Origin of the sequence: Microbacterium galbinum (assembly GCF_023101185.1) — a bacterium.
In the GTDB taxonomy this organism is placed as follows: domain Bacteria; phylum Actinomycetota; class Actinomycetes; order Actinomycetales; family Microbacteriaceae; genus Microbacterium; species Microbacterium galbinum.
In genome coordinates this window covers 3212257-3229997 of sequence record NZ_CP078077.1, presented here as the reverse complement: position 1 = coordinate 3229997, position 17741 = coordinate 3212257, and the positions used below count along the sequence as shown (strand labels likewise).

Here is a 17741-nt window from a genome sequence, read left to right as displayed (position 1 = left end):
CTGCCAATGATCGGAGGCAAGCGGTGGATGATTCATCACAAGATTCCGAAGAACGCTTGTGTGTGGCGCACAGCGCCGCGGGAAACGCGGGTCAGCGCGGCACCCGGCGCTGCGACGGGCGGCGTCGGGACTGGTCGGCGGCGCCGATCGAACCGAGGATCAGGGCCGTCTGCAGGATCAACGCCTCGCGCGGGCCGGTGGCATCCCAGCCGATGACCTCGCTGACGCGCTTGAGTCGGTAGCGCACGGTGTTCGGATGCACGAAGAGCTCGCGGGCCGTCGCCTCGAGCGAGCGGCCGTTGTCGAGATAGCTCCAGAGTGTCGTGACCAGGTCGGTCGAATGCGCCTGCAGCGGGCGGTAGATCCGCTCGATGAGCGTCTGCTTGGCCAGCGGATCACCGGCGAGTGCCCGCTCCGGCAGCAGATCGTCGGCCTCGACCGGACGCGGGGCGCTGCGCCAGGCGCGGGCGACCGCGAAACCGGCGAGTGCTGCGCGGGCGCTCTGGCTGGCGTCGACGAGCGCGACGACGGCGGGACCGAGCACGACGTAGCCCGGGCCGAACGAGGGCTCCAGTCGAGACGCGATCTCGAGGAACGTGAGCTCGTCGTCGTCGGTCTCCTGCTCCTCGTCACGGGCGCGGCCGAGCACGAGGACAAGTCGTGACCCCTGCACGCCGATCAGTACGTCGACCGCCAGCTTGCGGGCGGTGCGCCGCACCTGGTCGACGTCGAACTGTGGGGGAGTCGTGCCCACGAGCACGGCGACCTCACCATGACCGTGCCACCCGAGGGCGGCGATCCGGCTGGGGAGCTCCTCGTCGGCCTCGCCCGTGAGGATCGAGTCGACCACGAGCGCCTCGAGTCGGGCATCCCAGAGTCCCCGGGCCTCCGCCGCGCGTGCGTAGACGTCGGCGGCCGCGAAGGCGACATCGCGCGAGTAGAGCAGGATCGCCTCGCGGATGTTCTCACCCTTGCCGGCGACGCGCTCCTCGGTGACCTCGACGGTCACGCGGATCAGCTGCAGGGTCTGCTGCAGACTCACGCTGCGCAGCAGCTCCCGCGGGGCGGCGGCGAAGATGTCGGCCGCGATCCACGGCGTCGAGGTGGGGTCGTCGTACCACTGGATGAACGACGTGATGCCCGCCTGGGCCACCAGCCCGACCGCAGAGCGGCGGGCTGGTGGCATGTCGGCGTACCAGGGCAGCGTGTCTTCCAGGCGCTTGATCGTCACCGAGGCGATGTCACCGGAGATCCGGCGCAGCCAGGCGAGGGTCGCGGCCTTGTCCATGCCAGCGGGAGACGAACCTGTCACCGATGACTCAGCTTTCGCCACCCGCGTTGCCGCTGGTTCCGGCGTTGACATCGTGAAGGCTGTACTTCGCGATGGCCTGCGCGGCCAGCGAGCGGTCGACGACGCCGTCCTCGGCGAGCGACTGCAGCGTGCGCACCACGATCGACGGGCCGTCGATCTTGAAGAAGCGACGTGCCGCGGCGCGGGTGTCGGAGAACCCGAAGCCATCGGCGCCGAGCGTCGCGAAACGCTGCGGGACCCACGGGCGGATCTGGTCCTGGACGGCGTGCATGAAGTCGCTCACCGCGATGACCGGACCCTCGGCGCCCTGCAGCTTCTGGGTGAGGTAGGCCGTGCGGGGCTCCTCCTCCGGGTGCAGGAAGTTGTGCTCGTCGGCGGCGAGGCCGTCGCGGCGCAGCTCGGTCCACGAGGTGACCGACCAGACATCGGCGATCACGCCCCAGTCGTTCTTCAGCAGTTCCTGCGCTTCGAGGGCCCAGGGGAGTCCGACGCCCGAGGCGAAGAGCTGGGCGCGGTGGCCCTCGCCCTCGCCGACCGCGATGCGGTGGATGCCGCGCACGATGCCGTCGACGTCCACGTTCTCGGGCTCGGCGGGCATCACGATGGGCTCGTTGTAGAGCGTGATGTAGTACATCACGTTCGGGTCCTCGTGCTCTCCGCCGTACATGCGCTCGATACCCGACCGCACGATGTGCGCGATCTCGTAGCCGTACGCGGGGTCGTACGAGATCGTCGCGGGGTTGGTCGCGGCCAACAGGTGCGAGTGCCCGTCGGCGTGCTGCAGGCCCTCACCCGTCAGGGTGGTGCGACCGGCGGTGGCGCCCATGATGAAACCGCGCGCCATCTGGTCGCCCGCGGCCCACTGGGCGTCGCCCGTGCGCTGGAAACCGAACATCGAGTAGAAGAGGTAGATCGGGATCAGCGGTTCGCCGTGCGTGGCGTACGACGTGCCGGCAGCGGTGAACGCCGCGAGGGCGCCCGCCTCGTTGATGCCGACGTGCACGATCTGGCCCTGCGGGCTCTCCTTGTAGGCGAGGAGGAGCTCGCGGTCGACCGAGGTGTAGTGCTGGCCGTTCGGGTTGTAGATCTTCGCCGTCGGGAAGTACGCGTCCATACCGAAGGTGCGCGCCTCGTCGGGGATGATCGGCACGATGCGGTGGCCGAAGTCCTTCGAGCGCAGCAGGTCCTTCAGCAGTCGGACGAACGCCATGGTCGTGGCGATCTCCTGCGTGCCAGAGCCCTTCTTCGGGAGTGCGTAGGCGGTGTCGTCGGGCAACGAGAGACCGACGTGCGTCGAACGACGTTCGGGCAGGAAGCCGCCGAGGTTGTTGCGGCGCTCCAGCATGTACTGGATGGTCTCGTCCTGGGGGCCCGGGTTGTAGTACGGGGGCAGGTACGGGTTCTCCTCGAGCTGCGCGTCCGTGATCGGGATGTGCATGGCGTCGCGGAACGTCTTGAGGTTGTCCAGCGTCATCTTCTTCATCTGGTGGGTCGCGTTGCGGCCCTCGAAGTGCGGACCGAGGCCGTAGCCCTTGACGGTCTTCGCGAGGATGACGGTGGGCTTGCCCTTGTGCTCGGTCGCGGCCTTGAACGCGGCGTAGACCTTGCGGTAGTCGTGGCCACCGCGCTTGAGGTTCCAGATGTCGTCGTCGGAGTAGTTCTCGACGAGGGCGGCGGCGCGCTCGTCGCGACCGAAGAAGTGCTCGCGGATGTATCCGCCGGACTCGGCCTTGAACGTCTGGAAGTCGCCGTCGGGCGTGACGTTCATGAGGTTGAGCAGCGCACCCTCGGTGTCGCGGGCGAGGAGGTCGTCCCACTCGCGGCCCCAGACGACCTTGATGACGTTCCAGCCGGCACCGCGGAAGAACGACTCGAGCTCCTGCACGATCTTGCCGTTGCCGCGCACCGGGCCGTCGAGACGCTGGAGGTTACAGTTGACGACGAAGGTCAGGTTGTCGAGTCCCTCGTTGGCCGCGACCTGGAGCTGTCCGCGGCTCTCGACCTCGTCCATCTCGCCGTCGCCGAGGAAGGCCCAGACGTGCGACTGCGAGGTGTCCTTGATGCCGCGGTTCTCGAGGTACTTGTTCGACATCGCCTGGTAGATCGCGTTGATCGGGCCGAGGCCCATCGACACGGTCGGGAACTGCCAGTACTCCGGCATCAGGCGCGGGTGCGGGTAGGAGGGCAGGCCGTGCGGGGCGTGCGACTTCTCCTGGCGGAAGCCGTCGAGCTGGTCCTCGCTCAGTCGGCCCTCGAGGAAGGAGCGGGCGTAGGTGCCGGGCGAGGCGTGGCCCTGGATGAAGATCTGGTCGGCGCCGCCGGGGTTGTCGGCACCCTTGAAGAAGTGGTTGAAGCCCACCTCGTAGAGCGCGGCCGACGACGCGTAGGTCGAGATGTGCCCGCCGACGCTGATGCCGGGACGCTGTGCGCGGTGCACCGTGATGGCGGCGTTCCAGCGGATCCACGCGCGGTAGCGGCGCTCCACCTCTTCATCACCGGGGAACTCGGGCTCGTTCTCGGGTGCGATCGTGTTGATGTAGTCGGTGGTCGGAACCATCGGCACGCCGAGGTGCAGCTCCTTCGAGCGCTTCAGCAGGCTGAGCATGATCTCGCGCCCACGGCCGTGGCCCTTGGCATCGACGAGCTCATCGAGCGACTGCTGCCACTCACCCGTCTCTTCCGGGTCGCTGTCGAGAGAGTCCTGAGAGTACGGATCCTGGTCGTGGACGGTCACGGGGAGCCTTTCGTCAAGCTGGCAGGTCATGCCAAGGAAACGGGAAGCGACGCGGGCAGCCTTGTCGGCTGTGCACAACGCGCGCCGTCCTCAGCCTAGCCCTCTTCCACCATGCGGGTGCGCATCCGCATACGGATACACTGGACGCACCAGGGCCTTTAGCTCAGCTGGTAGAGCGCCACGTTTACACCGTGGATGTCGTCGGTTCGATCCCGGCAGGGCCCACCTCAGAATCCATCGCACGATCCTCGTCCCACTCGAGGTGGGTGAGGGTGCCGATCGTGAGCGTCGCGCTCCCGCCCGCGCACAGATACGTCAGCAGAGTGCGACCGCACCCGCGGCAGAGCAGGATCATGCCGTTGTCGTCGAGTTCAGCGACAGCATCCGCCACCACCGCGGCGCGCAGGCAGTGCGCGCATCGCGCGCGCGCGCCGGTCATGTCCCTGCCGAAGATCTCGAGCAGATACCCGCCGGCGGCGTTGCCGTCGACGCGCCGGACGGGCCGGGGTTCGGGAGTGTGTTCCATCAGGCTCCTCCGAAGCGCTCGGTGCGGATGCGGTCGGGCGGATGCCCCGCCGCGACGAGGAGATCGGCGACGGCCTCGACGAAACCGGTCGGCCCGCATACATAGACCGACGGCTGCAGCGACGGCGGATAGGTCGACGAGAGGATGGTCGCGGCATCCACCCGACCGGCGGGACGTGCGAAGCCGGGCGGGGCGACGCGCGAATAGGCCCAGTCGATGACGAGGCCGTTGCCGGCGAGGCGGTCGATGTCGTCGAGGTAGAAGGCGTCCGACGCCGAGCGCACGGCGTACAGCAGCCGCATGGGTGCGCTGCTGCCGGAGCGCTCGTGCGCACGGGCGATGGCGATGAGGGGAACGATGCCCGATCCGCCGGCGATCAGCTGAACGGGCTCGGGGCGATCGGGGGTCCAGACGAAGTAGCCACCGATCGGTCCGCGTATCTCCAACTGATCGCCGGGCCGCACGTCTTCGACCAGGTAGGGGGAGACCTCGCCGTCGAGAACCTCGTCGACCGCGAGTTCGAGAACCTCGCCGGGGCCGGAGGAGGCGAGCGAGTAGGACCGCACGGCTTGGTATCCGTCCTCGGCCGTGAGGCGCACGTCCACGTGCTGCCCGGCGAGATTGCCCGGCCAGCCGTCGACCTGCAGTCCGAGGATGCGCCCGTGGCTTCCGGCGCTGCGTGTCGTGACGACGGTCGCCGGGCGCCACAGCGGTGCGGTCGTCACCAGTACCGTTCCTCCTTCCAGGGGTCGCCGTGCATGTTGTAGCCGTTCTGCTCCCAGAATCCCGGTGCGTCGTGCTCGCGCAGGTTCAGCCCGTGCACCCACTTCGCCGACTTCCAGAAGTAGAGGTGCGGAACGAGCAGGCGGGCGGGTCCGCCGTGTTCGGGGGCGAGGGGCTCGCCGTCGAACTCCAGCGCGATCCACGCGCGCCCTCCGACGAGGTCGTCGCGGGAGAGGTTGGTCGTGTACCCGCCGTAGGAGAAGACCTCGGCGAATGCCGCATCGTCGCCGACTGCGTCGAGGAGGCGTTCGACCGCGACCCCGCGCCACTGCGTCCCGAGCTTGGACCAGCGGGTCACGCAGTGGATGTCGGTGGTGATCGTCTCGATCGGGAGCGCGTGCAACTCCTCCCACGTCCAGGTGTGCCGAATCCCGTCGCGACCGACGACGACGAACTCCCAGGACTCGGTCGGGATCCGGGGCGTCGGTCCGGCCGACAGCACGGGGAAGTCCCCGGTCAGATACTGACCGGGAGGGAGCCGCTCATCGGACTCTCGTCTGCGCGCTCCGAATCCGCGGGAGATCACACTCATGCTCGCCTGCCTTCGCTCGTGTGGGGTCATTCAAGCGGATGGGCGACGGCCGCGCTACGACATCTGTCCAACGTCCGCGCATCGCCACGAGTGGCGAAGTCGATCCGACACTCCTGCGAAATCAATTATTTACTTGTCTACGTGTAAAACCTGCTAGCTTCACACGTAAATCAGTTGATAACTCAAGGAGCCACGTTGCTGCAGGATTCTGCTTCCTCTGCTGTCTCCGGATCGCGCGCGACGGCCCCGGCCACCGCCGAGCGGCTCGCGCGCGACAACATGGCGTTGGCGACGTTCCTCGCGCTGGAGAAGGCCCGCACGGCGGAGCACGTCGACCTCGACGACCTCATGTCGGCCGCTCGCCTCGGGCTCGCCCGCGCGGCGATGACCTACGAACCCGAGCGCGGCATCCCCTTCGGTGCCTTCGCCCGCACGCAGATCACCTGGGCGATGCTCTCGGAGATGCGTCGCGCCGACCCCGCCGGGGAGCGCGGGCGCGACAAGATCGAGCTCATCCGCGCCGCAGGCGACGCCGTGCTCGCTCGCACGGGTCGTGCCGGCACACCCGCCGAGGTCGCGAAGGAAGCGGGTCTCGACATCGCGGCGGTCGCCGAGATGCTGCACCTGGATGCGATGGTGCGCACGGCCACGAGCTTCGAGGAGCACTTCGATCCCGAATCGGGTCGACAGGCGGTCGATCTCACCGACAGCATCGTGCTCCCCGAGTTCGCCGCGGAGCAGAACGAGACGCGTGACATGGTCGTGCGCGTGCTCGATGCGCTGCCGGACGCGATGCGCCGGGTGATCCGCGGGATCTACCTCGATGACCGCATGGTCAAGGACCTCGCCGACGAGATGGAGGTGAGCCACGCCTACGTGTCGAAGCTGCGCTCGCGCGGTCTCGCTCTCATGCGTGAGGCGATGGAGGCCTGGGAGCAGGGGACCGCCGGCGACCGCACCAGCCCCGCGAAGGCCGAGTTCTTCGGAGCGCTCTTCGGACCGGAGAAGCCCGCGAGCGCGCACCGCAGCGAAGACCTCCTTCCCGCGATCTGACTTTCCCGTCGGTCACCGGTTACGGACCGCGCGAGCTGTCGCGAATGTGGGATGTGCAGGTCCACGGATGGACCCGCTTCCAGTCCCATAACCACGGAGGATACTCATGGGTCTTCAGATCGCAACCAACGTCAGCGCGCTCAACTCGTACCGCAACCTGTCGAGCAACCAGAACGACGTCTCGAAGTCGCTCGAGAAGCTCTCGAGCGGCCTGCGCATCAACCGCGCAGCCGATGACGCCGCCGGCCTCGCCATCTCCGAGGGCCTGCGCTCGCAGGTCAACGGCCTGAACGTCGCAGCCCGCAACGCTCAGGACGGCATCTCGGTCATCCAGACCGCAGAAGGCCAGCTCACCGAGGTCCACTCCATCCTGCAGCGCGTGCGCGACCTCGCGGTGCAGGCCGGTAACGACTCGAACAACGCGGACTCGCGCAAGGCGATCACCACCGAGGTGACGCAGCTCGTGGACGAACTCGACCGCATCGCCGAGAGCGCCAACTTCAACGGCATCCAGCTGCTCGACGGCACCGCCGGCGCGGCGGGCAACGGTGTGCTGAGCTTCCAGGTCGGCGCCGACGGTTCCGCCTCGAGCCAGATCACCGTGAACCTCGGCACGGCGAACATCGCCACGCTGGCGGCAGACCTGCGCGACGACATCCTCACCACTGCGGATGGCTTCGCCAACCCGACCGTCGCCGCCGCGACGATCGACACGGTCGACGCCGCGATCAAGAGCGTCTCGTCGGCCCGCGCCGACCTCGGTGCGGTGCAGAACCGCTTCGAGTCGACGATCAACTCGCTGCAGGTCTCGGCCGAGAACCTCTCGGCGGCCAAGAGCCGCATCGCCGACACCGACATGGCGGCCGAGATGGTCAAGTACACGGCTGCGAACATCCTGCAGCAGGCGGGCACCGCGATGCTCGCGCAGGCGAACCAGTCCGGCCAGGGCGTTCTCCAGCTGCTCCGTTGAGCCGCCGCGCCTGAGGCGCACCGGGCGCCCGGGCGGGGGACACTCCGCCCGGGCGCCTTCCCCTAAGACCTGCGACACGCCCCGAGGGAAGGCATCCGAGGATGAAACTGGACGGATTGGTCTCCGGACTGAAGACCGGCGAGCTCATCGACGCGCTCATGGACGTGTCGGCGATCCCGAAGAAGCTGATCACCACCAAGATCACCGACCGCACCTCGATCATCACGAACCTGCAGTCGTTGAACACCTCGCTGCAGGCGCTGGTCGAGAAGGCCAAGACCGCGGCGTCCGCCACCTCGCTGGCCGCCTTCACCGCCACGTCGTCGTCCGAGAGCGTCACCGTGAACGCGGGGCCGAAGGCGAGCGCCTTCTCGACGAGCATCGTCGTCGACGCCGTCGCCACCGCGCACTCGGTCGTCACCGCGGCTGCGGGCGCGGATTCCTGGGGAGGAGCGTTCACGCTGGTGGCCGCCGACGGCACCCGCACCGAGATCGCGCCCGCCGGTGCATCGCCCCACGATCTCGCCAAAGCCATCAACGCCGCGAAGGCGGGGGTGACGGCGACCGTCGTGCCCGCCGGGACGGATGCCGACGGCGCCCCGCTCTCGCGCATCCAACTGAACGCCGCAGAGACCGGTGCCGAGAACACCTTCACGCTGCACCGCGGCAACGGCGACGATCTCGACGCGGGCACCGCGATCGACCTCGGCACGGAGCCGGGAGCCGCCGTGCTGACGGCCGGTGCCGACGCCCGCATCCGCCTCTTCGCGGGGACCTCGGCCGAGCAGGTGCTGACGAGCGCGAGCAACACGATCACCGTCGGCGACGACGTCACCGTCACCGTCACGAAGCCCAGCGCCGACCCGGTCACGGTCACCGTCGCCCTCGATGCGAAGGCGCAGACGGCCACGGCCGAGGCGTTCATCAAGGAGATCGCCGGTCTCCTCACCCGCATCGACAACGGTTCGAAGGCCACGGTCGGCGCGGTGGGGGAGAAGACCACCCTCGGCGTGTTCACCGGCGACAGCACCGTGCGCAACCTCCGCACAGCCCTGGCCAACGCCGTGCAGCACCCGATCGACGGGGTGTCGCCCTCGAGCATCGGCATCTCGATCAACGAGAAGGGTGTGCTGTCGTTCGACGCTGAGAAGTTCGCCCAGGCACTCGCCGACGATCCCGAGAAGACCCAGGAGCTGTTCTCGGGCGTCGCCGGTCGCCTCGAGGGCGTGGCCGACACCTACTCCGACAAGTACGACGGTCTGCTCACGCAGCGCATCACCGGGCAGGAGTCCGAGGTCAAGACCCTCAAGACGCAGGTCGAGCGGTGGGACGTCCGTCTCGAACAGCGTCGGGCGACCCTGGAGCGCACGTACTCGCAGCTCGAGGTGCAGCTGTCGAAGCTCGAATCCCAGTCGTCGTGGCTCACCGGGCAGCTCGCCGCCCTCACCGCCACCAAGTCCTGATCGCCGAGGAGAGACAAGCGATGCCCCTGACATCCCTGGAACGCGCCAAGCAGCAGTACCTCGAGCAGCAGGTCGCCTCGGCCTCGCCCGAGCGGCTGCTCACCCTGCTGTACGACCGCCTGCTCGTCGACATCGATCGAGCCGGGGCCGCGCAGGATGCCGAGGACTGGTCGGCCGCGGGCACCCACCTCACCCACGCCCAGCAGATCGTCGCCGAGCTGAACGGGTCGCTCACCGACGCCTGGGACGGCGCGGCCGACCTGCGCGCGGTGTACACCTACGTCACCGGTCGCCTGATCACCGCGAACATCGGCCGCGATCGGCTGGCCACTGCGGAATGCCGCGAACTCGTCGCGCCGCTCCGCGAAGCGTGGCACCAGGCCGCAGCGGTGACCTCGGCCGCGGCTCCCGCCCCGGCATCCGCGCTGGGCTGAGTCGCATGACCGACAACCTCGCGTCGTGGCTGGCCGTGCTCGATACGTTCGAGCGGGCGCTCGATGCCGCCGACGACCAGCTCGACCCGACCTTCGAGCCGCCTCCCGGACCCGTGCCCGAAGAGCTGCGCGAACGCGCGGAGGCGGTGCTGGCGCGTCAGCAGATGATGATCCGCGGTCTCACCGCCTCGCGGGCGAACGTGGCGCGTGAACTCGCCGCGCTCCGTCGGGTGCCGACGGGGTCGCCCGACGCTCCCGCCTACCTCGACGTCGAAGGATGAGCGGCGGCGGTTACGCCGACACCGCACTGTCGCGATAGTCGGCCACGAGCACGGATCGCTCGACGCAGGCCACGGATCGGCTTCTCCACCACACATCCGGGGTGCCGCCGTGCTCGAATCCGTAACCTCCTCCGCGCTGATCAGCGCGCTCGACGGTCTGGCGCTGCGCCAGCGTTCCATCGCCGAGAACATCGCGAACGTCAACACGCCGGGTTACCAGGCGAAGCGGGTGCAGTTCGAGGACGAGCTGCGTCGCGCGGTCGACGGCGGATCGGGGTCGGTCGCCGCGACCGTCGAGCGCTCGCTCGAGCCCACCCGCCTGAACGGCAATAATGTGAACCTCGACACCGAGACGCTGTCGAACATCGACACCGTGCTCCGGTTCCAGTTCGCCAGCCAGGCGATCGGCGGCCAGGCGGCCTCGATCACCAAGGCGATCGGCCAGGCATCCGCATGACCTTCGACGCGATCGGCATCGCCGGCACCGGACTGAACGTGCACCGCAAGTGGCTCGACGCGCTCAGCGACAACATCGCGAACGTCAACACCGCCACCCCGGCCGGTGAAGAGGCGTTCCGGGAGAAGTTCGTCACGGTGCAGGCGGGTACCGAGAGCCCGGGCGTCTTCGTCGCCGGGGTCGTCGAATCGGAGGCCGAGGCGAAGCTCGTCTACGACCCCCAGCATCCGTATGCGAACGAGGACGGGTACGTCCAGTACCCGAACGTCGAACTCGGCGACCAGATGAGCATGCTGATCCTCGCCCAGCGCGGCTACGAGGCGAACGCCGCCGTCGTCGACCGCGCCAAGACCACCTACGAGGCCGCCCTGCAGATCGGACGCAACTGATGTCGACCCCCATCGACGCGATCTCCGCCACAGGCGTCAGTCCGATGTCGGCCCTCAGCTTCGAATCCGGTGCCGACGGCACCGGATCGTCCGCCTCGGCGGGCGCCTTCGCGACGTCGATGTCCGGCGCGATCGAGAACCTGCAGCAGTTGCAGTCGACCTCGAACGAGCTCGCCGTGCAGGCCGTCACCGGCGACCTGCAGGACATCCACCAGGCCATGATCGCCTCCGCCCGCGCCGGCGTGACGCTCGACCTCGTGGTCGCGATCCGTGACCGCAGCGTCTCGGCGTTCAACGAGATCATGCGGATGCAGGCCTGATCATGCCGAAGGTGATCACGAACTCCTTCGAACGCGTGAAGCTGATCGTCTCGGGCTTCAGCGTCGCTCAGCGCACGATCGCGATCATCGGCGTCGCGCTGCTGGTGATGGGTGCCGTCGCACTCGGGGCCTGGCTCACCAAGCCGCAGATGAGCCCGCTCTTCACCGGACTCAGCGCCGGCGACGCCTCGGCGGTCGTCGATCAGCTCAAGTCGGCGGGCGTCGGCTACGAGCTCGCCGAGGGCGGCGCCACGATCCTCGTGCCCGACGATCAGGTCTATGCACAGCGACTGGCGGCGGCATCCGCCGGCCTCCCGGGCGACACGAGCGAGGGCTACACCCTGCTCGACAAGATGGGCGTCACCGCGAGCGAGTTCCAGCAGTCGGTGACCTACAAGCGCGCGATCGAGGGCGAGCTCGCGAGCACGATCGGCGCGATGGACGGAATCAGCACGGCGTCGGTGCAGCTGGCCATCCCCGAGGAGAGCGTGTTCGTCTCGGAGCAGCAGACCCCCACCGCATCGGTGTTCGTGAAGACCCGCAACGGGTCGACGCTCAGCGACGAGAAGATCGAGGCGATCATCCACCTCACGAGCGCGTCGGTTCCGGGCATGACGCCGGAGGACGTCGCGGTCACCGACCAGAACGGCACGGTACTCTCGGCCGTCGGCTCGGGCGTGGCCGGCAACTCGTCGAAGCAGGCGACCGAGCACGAGGCCCGGGTGGCGGCGTCGGTGAACCGGATGCTGGAGACGATCGTCGGCCCGGGGAACGCGACCGTGACGGTGTCGGCGGACGTCGCGAACTCGACCTCCGAGCGGATGGACGAGACCTACTCGGCCCCCGAGGGCGACCTGAGCGCCTCGGAGCAGACGAAGACCGAGACCTACACCGGCGGGCAGGGCGGGGGCACCGGTGTGCTCGGCCCCGACAACATCGCGGTGCCCAACGGTGCGGACGGCGACGGCGCGTACGAGTTCGAGGAGACCTCGCGCAACAACGCCGTCAACAAGTCGACCGAGAAGACGATCACCCCCGCCGGCGAGGTGACCCGGCAGACCGTGAGCATCGCGCTCAACCGCGGCACCGTGACCGGCGTGACCGCGGCGCAGATCGAGACCCTCGTCGCCTCGGCCGCCGGCATCGACGTCGAGCGCGGCGACACGATCGCCGTCGAGTTCGTGGAGTTCGCCGGCGCCGGCGCGAACGCCGCGCAGACCGCACTGGCGGCCGCCGAGGCCGAGCAGGCCGCGCAGTTCCAGCAGGAGCTCGTGCGGTCGGCGATCATCGGCGGCTCGATCCTGCTCGCCGTGATCATCCTCGTCGTCTTCCTGTCGATCCGCCTGCGCATGAAGCGTCGCATCGCCTACACCGACGAGGGCCCGATCGAGTACCTCGCGACCCTGACCGAGAGCGAGGAGCAGAAGCTCAAGTCGCTCAAGGGTCTGCAGGACCGCGAAGCCCTGACGGCACCGCTGCTGCCGCAGGTCTCACCGACCCTGCTCGACGTCGAGGAGGAGCCCGAGCGAGAGCAGATCCTCGTCGAGCGTCGTCGCCGTGAGATCGACGACATCGCCCGCCGCGAACCCCAAGCCACCGCGACCGCGCTGGCGAGCCTGATGGACGAGTCGACCGTATGAGCATGCAGATCGAATCCCCGGATGCCCCGACCGAGCAGATCACGGAGGCCGTCGTCGCCGCGTCCGGTCAGGCGATCGCTCCGATGAGCGGGCTGCGCCAGGCGGCCATCGTGCTCCTGAACATGGACCGGGAGGCGAGCGCCGAGGTGCTCCGTCTGCTCGGCGAGGACCGGTCGGAGCTGCTCGCCGCGGAGCTCACGCAGCTCGGCGGCGTCGACCTCGCCGCCACGGCCCGCGCTCTCGCCGCCTTCACCCGCATCGCGACGGGCGGATCGGTGCCCTCGCGCGGCGGGCAGGAGCTTGCGACCGGACTGCTGGAGACCGCCTTCGGCCGGGAGAAGGCGGTCGGCATGGTCGGCAGGGTCATGTCGCAGGGCGCGGTGTCGTTCGACTTCCTGAACGCGGCCGATCCCGCCCAGCTCGCCACGATCCTCGAGGGAGAGCTGCCGACCACGGTCGCGGTCGTGCTCGCGAACCTGCGGGCGGATCGTGCCGCCGCCGTGCTCGCCGCCCTGCAGGATCCGCTGCGCACCGACGTCGCGCAGGCGATCGCCACGATGGGCACCGCCACGCAGGAGGCCATCTCGATCGTCGCCGACTCCCTGCGCTCGCGCACCGGGGTCTTCGCCATGCGCGACAATCACGAGTCCATCGGCGGCGTGCAGCCCCTGGTCGAGATCATCAGCCGCTCCGACACCGCGCTCGAGAAGTCGCTGCTGGCGAGCCTCGAGGGACGCGACCTCGCCCTGGCCGAGGACATCCGCAGCCGCATGGTGACGTTCGCCGACTTCACGCGTCTCGAGGACCGGGATGCGCAGCGCGTGCTGCGCGGTATCGACCTGCGGGTCCTGGCTCTCGCTCTCAAGGGGGCGGACGAGCAGATCGCTCTCAAGGTCACGAGCAACATGACCGAGCGGAACAAGGAGAACCTCGCCGAGGAGGCGCGGGTGCTCGGATCGGTGCGCGTGCGTCAGGTCGACGAGGCGCGGGCCGAGGTCGTGCGCATCATCCGCGAGCTCGAGGCGGCGGAGGAGATCACGATCTCCCGTGAGGACGAGGACGAGCTGATCGAATGACGCTCTCCGACACCGCCTTCACCCCACTCGTCGTGCCGCGCGTGGGGGAGACCCCGACCGACGTGCGCGACGAGGCCGCTCGGGCGCGCACGCGCGGCTATGCGGAAGGGTTCGCGGAGGGGCGCCGGATCGCGCTCGACGAGGCGCGGGCGCAGCGGGCCGCCGAGGCCGAGCGGCTCCAACAGGATCGCGATGCGCGGGCGGTCCGGTACGAGAGCGCCCTGACCGCACTCGACGATGCGCGATCGGCGGTGGCGGATCGCGTCCGGACGACCAGCGCTCTCTCGGCGGACCGAATCGAGGAGCTCGCGGTGGAGCTCGCGGCCGCGATCCTCGGCGCGGAGTTGTCGGACCCGGCGCGCTCGGCCGCGCACGCGCTCCGCAGGGCCCTCGCCCAGATGCCCGTGGACCGGTGGACGCGCGTCGCCGTGCATCCACGGGACGGCGAGATCCTGCGCGCGGATGCGGATGCCGTGGCCGCGTTGCACGGCGTCGAGATGATCGACGATGCATCCGTATCGCCCGGTGGCGCCATCGTGCAGATCGCCGATGGCGCGGTCGACGTGCGCGTCACGGAGGCACTGCGTCGGGCGAGCGATGCCCTGAGCGGCGAAGACCGCGATGACGATACCGATCGCGAGGCTCTGGCATGACTGCGCGCACGGTGTCGTGGGAGCGCGTGCTCCAGGCCGCGCGCCCTGAGCGATCGGGCACGGTGAAGTCCGTGCTCGGCCTCGGAGCGGAGGTCGTGGGCATCGATGCCGCGGTCGGCGACCGCGTGCGGATCGACGTGGCGGACGGACGCCGCGTGGATGCCGAGGTCGTCGCGGTCGATGGCGGATCGGCGCGGTGCATGCCGCTCGGACCGCTGGACGGGATCACCGCGCGGGCCCGCGTGCTGCACACCGGCGAGCGCCTGCGCGTGCCGACGGGTCGCTCACTGCTCGGGCGGGTGCTCGACGGTCTCGGCCGCCCGATCGACGGGAAGGGGCCGCTCGGCCGCGACACCGCGTTCGCCCCGCTCGATCACGAGGCTCCGAGCATCCTGAACCGTCAGCGGATCGACCGCCAACTCGGACTGGGCGTCCGCGTGCTCGACACGCTGACCCCGGTCGGCACGGGACAGCGCCTTGGTCTGTTCGCAGGATCGGGGGTGGGCAAGTCATCGCTGATGTCGATGATCGCCCGCGGCTCGACGGCCGACGTCACCGTGATCGCTCTGGTGGGCGAGCGCGGTCGAGAGGTGCGGGAGTTCCTCGAGGACGACCTCGGGCCCGAGGGCCTGGCGCGCTCGGTGGTGGTCGTCGCGACCTCCGACCAGCCGGCGATGGTGCGCATGCGCTCGGCGTTCGTCGCCACCCGCATCGCCGAGGGCTTCCGGGCGGAGGGGAACGACGTCGTGCTCATGATGGACTCCCTCACGCGTGTCGCGATGGCTCAGCGTGAGATCGGACTGAGCGCGGGCGAGCCACCGGCGACCCGCGGGTATCCACCGTCGACCTTCTCCGTTCTCGCCCGCCTGCTCGAACGTGCCGGCACGGGGCCGGTCGGATCCGTCACCGGCCTGTACACCGTGCTCGTCGACGGGGACGACCACAACGAGCCGATCGCCGACGCGGCCCGCGGCATCCTCGACGGCCACGTCGTGCTCGACCGCGCCCTCGCGGTGCGCGGCCACTTCCCGGCCGTCGATGCGCTGGGGTCGATCTCGCGCGTCGTCTCGAAGATCACGACCTCCGAGCAGCGAGCGCATGCGGTGGCGCTGCGCAGCGTGCTCGCCGCGCGTCGCAGCGCGAACGACCTCATCGACATCGGTGCGTACCGGCCAGGGGCGAATCCACTGGTCGATGCCGCCCTCGCGAACGAGCAGGCCATCGCCGCGTTCCTGACGCAGCGCATGGACGATCTGACCACAACCGAGGATTCCTGGCGGCTCCTCGCCGCCCTCACCACCGAGTTCGGAGGACTGACGCCATGACGTTCCCCCTCGCCGGCCTCCTGCGCGTGCGCGACGCGCAGGAGCGCGTCGCCGCGGAGCAGTTGTCCCGCACATCATCCGCGCGGCTGCAGGCCGAGACCGCCGAACAAGGAGCGGTCGTGAGTCTCGCCGAGATCAGCGCACAGGTCGACGACGCGCCGACCCTGCTCGCGATGGCCGCGGCTCGCGCCGCCGGCCGCAGTGCCCTGAGCGACGTGCAGGCGCTCACCGAGATGCGCCGTGCCGAGGAGGCGGAGGCGAAGGCGGCCCACGTCGAGGCCCGCCGAGAGCTCCGCGGCCTCGAACGCCTCGAGGACGCCCACCGGGTCGAGAGCGCCCGGATCGCGCAGCACGCGGAGCAGACGGCTCTCGACGAGATCGCCGTCGTGCGCAGCCGGCGCGAGAAGCGCACCGCATGAGGGCGGGGATCGCCGCGGGAACGGCGTCGTCCGACCCGTTCGCCGCGCTCGTCGCCGGGGGCGCGGCCCCGACCGGACGCGGGACGCCCGCGGAGACGAGGTCGTTCGGGGCCGCGCTGGAACTCGCGGAACGGATGCTCGACGCCCCGACCGGCACGGACGGATCGGTGCGCCTCGCGCCGACCGTGACGACGGAGCTCGAGGCCGCTCCGAGTGCCGGAGAGCACGCCACGGATGCGACGGAGTCGGCGCCGGACGAGACATCGGTGAGTGCGGTCCCCGTCGACGCCGTCGCGATGATCAGCGCGATGGCCGTGGCTCCGGCTCCGACGCCGGCCCCGACCGCGGTTCCCGCCGATGCGCCGACGGTCACGACGCTCGCCGCCGATGATGGATCGACGCCCGGAACGACGGAGACCGCTTCCGCCTCCCGCTCCGACGCGACGGCCGACGACGGGATCGATTCCACGCTCTTCGCGCCGCCGACGTCGGCGACCGGGGGAGAGGATGCCGATGCCCCGCTCGACGGCGCCGTAGCTCCCGCTCGCGCATCCGCGGCCCCGGACCCCACTGTTTCCGTGCCGTCGACGGGCCCGTCGTCCGCCGCTGGGCCGGTGCACGGTGCCCCGCCGGTCATGGCTGCACCGACGACCCTCACTCCCGCGCCTGCCGCGACGCGGGTGGAGGCATCCGCTCTTCCCGCCGCTGCGCCGTCCGCACCATCGTCGACCGGGGCATCCGGGGTCACGACGGCTGCCGCACCTGCGCCCAGCACCGTCGCAGACCCCTCGGATCGGCCCGCAGGCCCCGCGGCCGCGACGCCGTCCGCCCCGGTCGTCGCACCCGCGGCGACAGCGTCGGCGCCCGCCGTCGCGGTCGTCTCGCCGCCGGAGCCCCCGGCATCCGCCCGGTCCGTCGCCACCCAGGTGTCCCCGGTCGTCGTCAACATCGCCCAGCGCCCGGCCGGCAGCCACCAACTCACGATGACGGTGAGTCCCGACACCCTCGGCCCCGTGACCGTGCGGGCGCACATCGGCCAGAACGGGGACGTGCACGTCGAACTCGTCGGAGCGACCGACGCCGGGCGCGAAGCGCTGCGTGCGATCGTCTCCGATCTGCGTCGCGACCTCGCCGCCGTGCTGCCCCACGCGAACCTCTCGCTCACCTCGTCATCCGCATCGTCGACGGATGCCGGAGGTTCCGATCGGTTCGCGCAGCCCGGAACCGATCCCGGCGCCGGGGGACAGGCGGGCGACAGGCGCGGCAGCGGCCCCGTGGTCGCCCCGGGTCTTCGTGCCGATGCGCCCGATCGACGTTCCGTCCCGACTTCCGCCCTCGCCGTCGCCGGCGCGGGTCTCGACACCTTCGCCTGAG

Annotated in this window: 19 protein-coding genes and 1 tRNA gene; 15 read left to right on the top strand and 5 right to left on the bottom strand. The window is 69.9% G+C overall.

What is annotated here, in order from left to right:
- Positions 1-91 precede the first annotated feature (91 nt).
- Both KV396_RS15630 and aceE read right to left on the bottom strand, forming a co-directional pair.
- Complete coding sequence (locus tag KV396_RS15630) at positions 92-1288, bottom strand: PucR family transcriptional regulator (protein WP_247633966.1); 1197 nt, start codon at positions 1286-1288, stop codon at positions 92-94.
- Positions 1289-1319: 31 nt separating this feature from the next.
- A complete protein-coding gene (aceE, locus tag KV396_RS15625; RefSeq protein WP_247956289.1) occupies positions 1320-4046 on the bottom strand; it encodes a pyruvate dehydrogenase (acetyl-transferring), homodimeric type in 2727 nt (908 codons plus the stop codon).
- A 152-nt stretch (positions 4047-4198) separates the two neighbouring features.
- Here aceE and KV396_RS15620 point away from each other — a divergent pair.
- Positions 4199-4271: transfer RNA gene (locus tag KV396_RS15620), tRNA-Val, on the top strand.
- On the opposite strand, the gene KV396_RS16850 is transcribed toward KV396_RS15620, so the two are convergent.
- The 3 genes from KV396_RS16850 to KV396_RS15610 all read right to left on the bottom strand — a co-directional run bounded on the left by KV396_RS16850 (position 4231) and on the right by KV396_RS15610 (position 5887).
- Complete coding sequence (locus KV396_RS16850; protein ID WP_407665605.1) at positions 4231-4485, bottom strand: DUF6510 family protein; 255 nt, start codon at positions 4483-4485, stop codon at positions 4231-4233. The two genes, KV396_RS15620 and KV396_RS16850, sit on opposite strands and share 41 nt — an antisense overlap.
- Positions 4486-4571: 86 nt before the next feature.
- Complete coding sequence (locus KV396_RS15615; RefSeq protein WP_247956288.1) at positions 4572-5297, bottom strand: FAD-binding oxidoreductase; 726 nt, start codon at positions 5295-5297, stop codon at positions 4572-4574.
- The gene (locus KV396_RS15610; protein ID WP_247632088.1) at positions 5294-5887 is read right to left on the bottom strand and encodes a molybdopterin-dependent oxidoreductase; all 594 of its coding nucleotides are present in this window, start codon (positions 5885-5887) and stop codon (positions 5294-5296) included. The genes KV396_RS15615 and KV396_RS15610 overlap by 4 nt, the downstream gene beginning before the upstream one ends.
- A 195-nt stretch (positions 5888-6082) precedes the next feature.
- Here KV396_RS15610 and KV396_RS15605 point away from each other — a divergent pair, with 195 nt between their 5' ends.
- The 14 genes from KV396_RS15605 to KV396_RS15540 all read left to right on the top strand — a co-directional run bounded on the left by KV396_RS15605 (position 6083) and on the right by KV396_RS15540 (position 17740).
- Positions 6083-6940 carry a sigma-70 family RNA polymerase sigma factor gene (locus KV396_RS15605; RefSeq protein WP_247956287.1) on the top strand — a complete coding sequence of 286 codons (858 nt, stop codon included), beginning with the start codon at positions 6083-6085 and terminating at the stop codon, positions 6938-6940.
- A 106-nt stretch (positions 6941-7046) separates the two neighbouring features.
- Complete coding sequence (locus tag KV396_RS15600) at positions 7047-7910, top strand: flagellin N-terminal helical domain-containing protein (RefSeq protein ID WP_247622298.1); 864 nt, start codon at positions 7047-7049, stop codon at positions 7908-7910.
- A 101-nt stretch (positions 7911-8011) separates the two neighbouring features.
- A complete protein-coding gene (fliD, locus tag KV396_RS15595) occupies positions 8012-9373 on the top strand; it encodes a flagellar filament capping protein FliD (protein WP_247622299.1) in 1362 nt (453 codons plus the stop codon).
- A 20-nt stretch (positions 9374-9393) separates the two neighbouring features.
- Positions 9394-9807: a flagellar export chaperone FliS gene (gene fliS, locus KV396_RS15590; protein WP_247956286.1), complete on the top strand. Its 414-nt coding sequence runs from the start codon at positions 9394-9396 to the stop codon at positions 9805-9807.
- 5 nt (positions 9808-9812) lie between these two features.
- Positions 9813-10088, top strand: a complete 276-nt coding sequence (locus KV396_RS15585) for a hypothetical protein (protein ID WP_247622300.1) — start codon at positions 9813-9815, stop codon at positions 10086-10088.
- A gap of 109 nt (positions 10089-10197) precedes the next feature.
- Positions 10198-10545, top strand: coding sequence for a flagellar basal body rod protein FlgB (locus tag KV396_RS15580; protein ID WP_247622301.1), 348 nt, complete (start codon positions 10198-10200; stop codon positions 10543-10545).
- Positions 10542-10934, top strand: coding sequence for a flagellar basal body rod protein FlgC (locus KV396_RS15575; RefSeq protein ID WP_247956285.1), 393 nt, complete (start codon positions 10542-10544; stop codon positions 10932-10934). The genes KV396_RS15580 and KV396_RS15575 overlap by 4 nt, the downstream gene beginning before the upstream one ends.
- The gene (gene fliE, locus KV396_RS15570; RefSeq protein WP_372491548.1) at positions 10934-11254 is read left to right on the top strand and encodes a flagellar hook-basal body complex protein FliE; all 321 of its coding nucleotides are present in this window, start codon (positions 10934-10936) and stop codon (positions 11252-11254) included. The genes KV396_RS15575 and fliE overlap by 1 nt, the downstream gene beginning before the upstream one ends.
- A gap of 2 nt (positions 11255-11256) precedes the next feature.
- Positions 11257-12894, top strand: coding sequence for a flagellar basal-body MS-ring/collar protein FliF (fliF, locus tag KV396_RS15565; RefSeq protein WP_247622303.1), 1638 nt, complete (start codon positions 11257-11259; stop codon positions 12892-12894).
- Positions 12891-13970, top strand: coding sequence for a flagellar motor switch protein FliG (locus KV396_RS15560; RefSeq protein WP_247622304.1), 1080 nt, complete (start codon positions 12891-12893; stop codon positions 13968-13970). The genes fliF and KV396_RS15560 overlap by 4 nt, the downstream gene beginning before the upstream one ends.
- Positions 13967-14623: a FliH/SctL family protein gene (locus KV396_RS15555; protein WP_247956284.1), complete on the top strand. Its 657-nt coding sequence runs from the start codon at positions 13967-13969 to the stop codon at positions 14621-14623. Before KV396_RS15560 ends, KV396_RS15555 begins: the two co-directional genes overlap by 4 nt.
- On the top strand, positions 14620-15948 hold the full coding sequence (locus tag KV396_RS15550; protein ID WP_247956283.1) for a FliI/YscN family ATPase: 1329 nt from the start codon (positions 14620-14622) through the stop codon (positions 15946-15948). Before KV396_RS15555 ends, KV396_RS15550 begins: the two co-directional genes overlap by 4 nt.
- Positions 15945-16367: a hypothetical protein gene (locus KV396_RS15545; protein WP_247956282.1), complete on the top strand. Its 423-nt coding sequence runs from the start codon at positions 15945-15947 to the stop codon at positions 16365-16367. Before KV396_RS15550 ends, KV396_RS15545 begins: the two co-directional genes overlap by 4 nt.
- Entirely contained in the window at positions 16364-17740 is a 1377-nt protein-coding gene (locus KV396_RS15540; protein ID WP_247956281.1) for a flagellar hook-length control protein FliK, read from the top strand. The genes KV396_RS15545 and KV396_RS15540 overlap by 4 nt, the downstream gene beginning before the upstream one ends.
- Position 17741: the final 1 nt, after the last annotated feature.